4 protein-coding genes are annotated in these 3286 nt (G+C 71.0%); 3 read left to right on the forward strand and 1 reads right to left on the reverse strand.

The window, feature by feature from the left end; genetic code table 11:
• Nucleotides 1–793 (reverse strand): hypothetical protein (locus ACWGJ2_RS40050; protein WP_453351346.1); only part of this gene is annotated, 793 nt, incomplete at its 3' end.
• A gap of 106 nt (nt 794–899) precedes the next feature.
• On the opposite strand from ACWGJ2_RS40050, the gene ACWGJ2_RS40055 reads away from it, so the two are divergent.
• From ACWGJ2_RS40055 to ACWGJ2_RS40065, 3 genes are all read left to right on the forward strand, one after another.
• Nucleotides 900–1691: an ABC transporter ATP-binding protein gene (locus ACWGJ2_RS40055; protein ID WP_453351347.1), complete on the forward strand. Its 792-nt coding sequence runs from the start codon at nt 900–902 to the stop codon at nt 1689–1691.
• Between the two features lie 21 nt (nt 1692–1712).
• A complete protein-coding gene (locus ACWGJ2_RS40060) occupies nt 1713–2138 on the forward strand; it encodes an NfeD family protein (protein WP_453351348.1) in 426 nt (141 codons plus the stop codon).
• An 86-nt stretch (nt 2139–2224) separates the two neighbouring features.
• Nucleotides 2225–3187 (forward strand): SPFH domain-containing protein, encoded by a 963-nt coding sequence (locus ACWGJ2_RS40065; RefSeq protein WP_453351349.1) that lies wholly within the window; start codon nt 2225–2227, stop codon nt 3185–3187.
• Nucleotides 3188–3286 lie beyond the last annotated feature (99 nt).

The raw sequence follows: 3286 nt of genomic DNA on the forward strand, positions 1-3286 counted from the left end.
CCAGCTCCTCCGCGTACGCGTTGTACGCCGCCACCTGCGCCCTGCGGGCCGTGCGCTCCACCGGGCGCAGCGCCTCGGTCCGCGCGGCGATCTCCGAGGCGCTCACGGCGCCGCCGTGCTCCCGCCCGTCGCCGCCCTCCCCGTAGGCGATGGACACCAGCGCCCGCACCCGCTGCCCCAGTTCCAGCACCCGCACGGCGCGCGGCGGATAGCCGGGGGCCAGCAGTCGGCGGCCCGCCTCCATGCGCGCCCGGTACGCGTCCAGCGCCGCGTTCGCGACCGGGCCCGAGCCCGCCACGTCGAGCCGCGTCAGTACCTCCGTCGCATCGCGCATGGCCTCGGCCAGCTCCCGCTCGGCCTCCCCGAGCGAGGGCACGTCGGCCGGCGGCGCCTCGCGTACGGGCAGGCAGTGCCAGGTCACCTCCACATGCACATCGCCCTCGGGCCCGGCCTCGTACACCTCCGGTACCAGGCCGAGCGCCACACCCGAGGCGACCACGGCCTCCCCGGACTCCAGCGCCCGCGCGTTGAACTCCGGCGGCCCGCTCAGGCCCAGCGGATGGCCCGGCGCGGGGAGCGCAACCCGCAGGCCCGTGGCGCCGAGCGAGCGCAGCCGCCCCAGCGCCAGGGTCAGCCCGACGGCAGCCCCTTCGGCTTCCCCCGGCAGCCCGGCCACCCGGTGGACCACGTCGTCGGCGACGATCCTTTCCGCGGCCTCGTCGGGCGAGACAAGACCGGCAAACAGTGCGTTTCCCCAGGCGGCCATCCGCCCTGAACGAGGTTCATCGAGCATGAGCCCAGCCTAGGGAACGGTCTTCGGAAGAGGTGGCGTAGGTTTTGTCTGGGGACTGTGCCCACAGGCACAGAAAATCGCGACTGCTATGGGAGACAACGCGCTCATGAGCGAAGTACTGGAGCTGGTGGACGTATCAGTGGTCCGCGAGGGTCGTGCTCTGGTGGACGACGTCTCCTGGTCGGTGAAGGAAGGCGAACGGTGGGTGATCCTCGGGCCCAACGGCGCGGGCAAGACCACCCTGCTCAACCTCGCCTCCAGCTACCTGTTCCCGACCAAGGGCAGCGCCACCATCCTCGGCGAGCGGCTCGGCGGGGTCGACGTCTTCGACCTGCGCCCGCGCATCGGCATGGCGGGCATGGCGATGGCCGACAAGCTGCCCCGCGCCCAGACCGTCCTGGAGACCGTGCTGACCGCCGCGTACGGCATGACGGCGCACTGGCAGGAGCGGTACGAGGCGGTGGACGAGGACCGCGCCCGCGCCTTCCTCGACAGGCTCGGCATGACCGAGTTCCTGGACCGCAGGTTCGGCACCCTCTCCGAGGGCGAGCGCAAGCGCACCCTGATCGCGCGCGCCATGATGACCGACCCCGAACTGCTGCTCCTCGACGAGCCGGCGGCCGGGCTCGACCTCGGCGGCCGTGAGGACCTCGTGCGCCGCCTGGGACGGCTCGCGCGCGACCCCCTGGCGCCCTCGATGCTGATGGTCACGCACCACGTCGAGGAGATCCCGCCCGGTTTCACCCACGTCCTGATGATCCGTCAGGGCCAGGTGCTGGCCGCGGGTCCGGTGGAGACCGAGCTGACGTCCCGCAACCTCTCGCTCTGCTTCGGGCTGCCGCTCGTCGTCGAGCAGCACGGCGACCGGTGGACGGCGCAGGGTCTGCCGCTGAGCTGATCGCGGGCCTACCATGGCCGTGTGGATGCATGGGTGTGGTGGCTCGTAGCCGCGGTGGCGCTGGGAATTCCGCTTGTCCTGACCGCGATGCCGGAGTTCGGCATGCTCGCGGTCGGCGCGGTCGCCGGTGCCGTCACGGCCGGGCTCGGTGGGGGCCCTGTGGCCCAGGTCGTCGTCTTCGCGATCGTCTCGACCGCGCTGATCCTGGTAGTACGCCCCATAGCGCAGCGCTCGCGCAGACAGGGGCCCGCGCTGTCCAGCGGCGTGGACGCGCTCAGAGGGCGCCAGGCCGTCGTCCTGGAACGGGTGGACGGCCAGGGCGGACGGATCAAGCTGGCAGGCGAGGTCTGGTCGGCCCGTTCGCTGGATACGGGTGAGGCGTACGAACCAGGTCGTCAGGTCGACGTGGTGGAGATCGACGGAGCCACGGCCGTCGTGATGGGATAGCGCCAACAGCCGTCTGTGCGCAGCGTGTTGGCACAGCGGCTCCGCAACGCAGCGAACCGTCAACGAACAGCAGGGGGCGACGAGCGATGGACGCCATCATCATTGTCCTGATCATCCTGGTGGTGCTGGTCTTCATCGCACTCATCAAGACGATCCAGGTCATCCCGCAGGCCAGCGCGGCCATTGTCGAGCGCTTCGGCCGCTACACACGCACGCTCAACGCGGGCCTGAACATCGTGGTGCCGTTCATCGACACCGTCCGCAACCGCGTGGACCTGCGCGAGCAGGTCGTCCCCTTCCCGCCGCAGCCGGTGATCACCCAGGACAACCTGGTGGTCAACATCGACACCGTCATCTATTACCAGGTGACCGACGCGCGCGCGGCGACGTACGAGGTCGCCAGCTACATCCAGGCCATCGAGCAGCTCACCGTCACCACGCTCCGCAACATCATCGGCGGCATGGACCTGGAGCGGACGCTGACCTCCCGCGAGGAGATCAACGCGGCCCTCCGCGGCGTCCTCGACGAGGCCACAGGCAAGTGGGGCATCCGCGTCAACCGCGTCGAACTGAAGGCCATCGAGCCGCCGACCTCCATCCAGGACTCGATGGAGAAGCAGATGCGCGCCGACCGCGACAAGCGCGCGGCGATCCTCCAGGCCGAGGGTGTCCGGCAGTCCCAGATCCTCACGGCCGAGGGTGAGAAGCAGTCCTCCATCCTCCGCGCCGAGGGTGAGGCCCGCTCCGCTGCCCTGCGCGCGGAGGGCGAGGCCCAGGCGATCCGCACCGTCTTCGAGTCCATCCACGCGGGCGACCCGGACCAGAAGCTGCTCTCCTACCAGTACCTCCAGATGCTGCCGAAGATCGCCGAGGGCGACGCCAACAAGCTGTGGATCGTGCCCAGCGAGATCGGCGACGCGCTCAAGGGCCTCGGCGGCGCCCTCGACAACTTCCGCCCCGGCACCGGAGGCGGCGGCGGGAACCAGGGCAACAGCGGCGGTGGCGGCAGCATGGTCAAGCCGCCGCGCGAGCAGCCCCCGATCGACTGAGCCGTATCTGTCGCTGCCTGTCGCGTACCTGTCGCGTGCCTTGTCGCGCGTGACGACGCGACCCCGGGGGGGGGGCCGCGCGGGCCCCCCCCCCACGCC

The sequence above is a fragment of the Streptomyces sp. NPDC054796 genome, assembly GCF_053611545.1.

What these genes read in the sequence shown, in the direction of transcription:
- ACWGJ2_RS40055 (WP_453351347.1), top strand. Translation starts at nt 900, where the DNA reads ATGAGCGAAGTACTGGAGCTGGTGGACGTATCAGTGGTCCGCGAGGGT.
- ACWGJ2_RS40065 (WP_453351349.1), top strand. Translation starts at nt 2,225, where the DNA reads ATGGACGCCATCATCATTGTCCTGATCATCCTGGTGGTGCTGGTCTTC.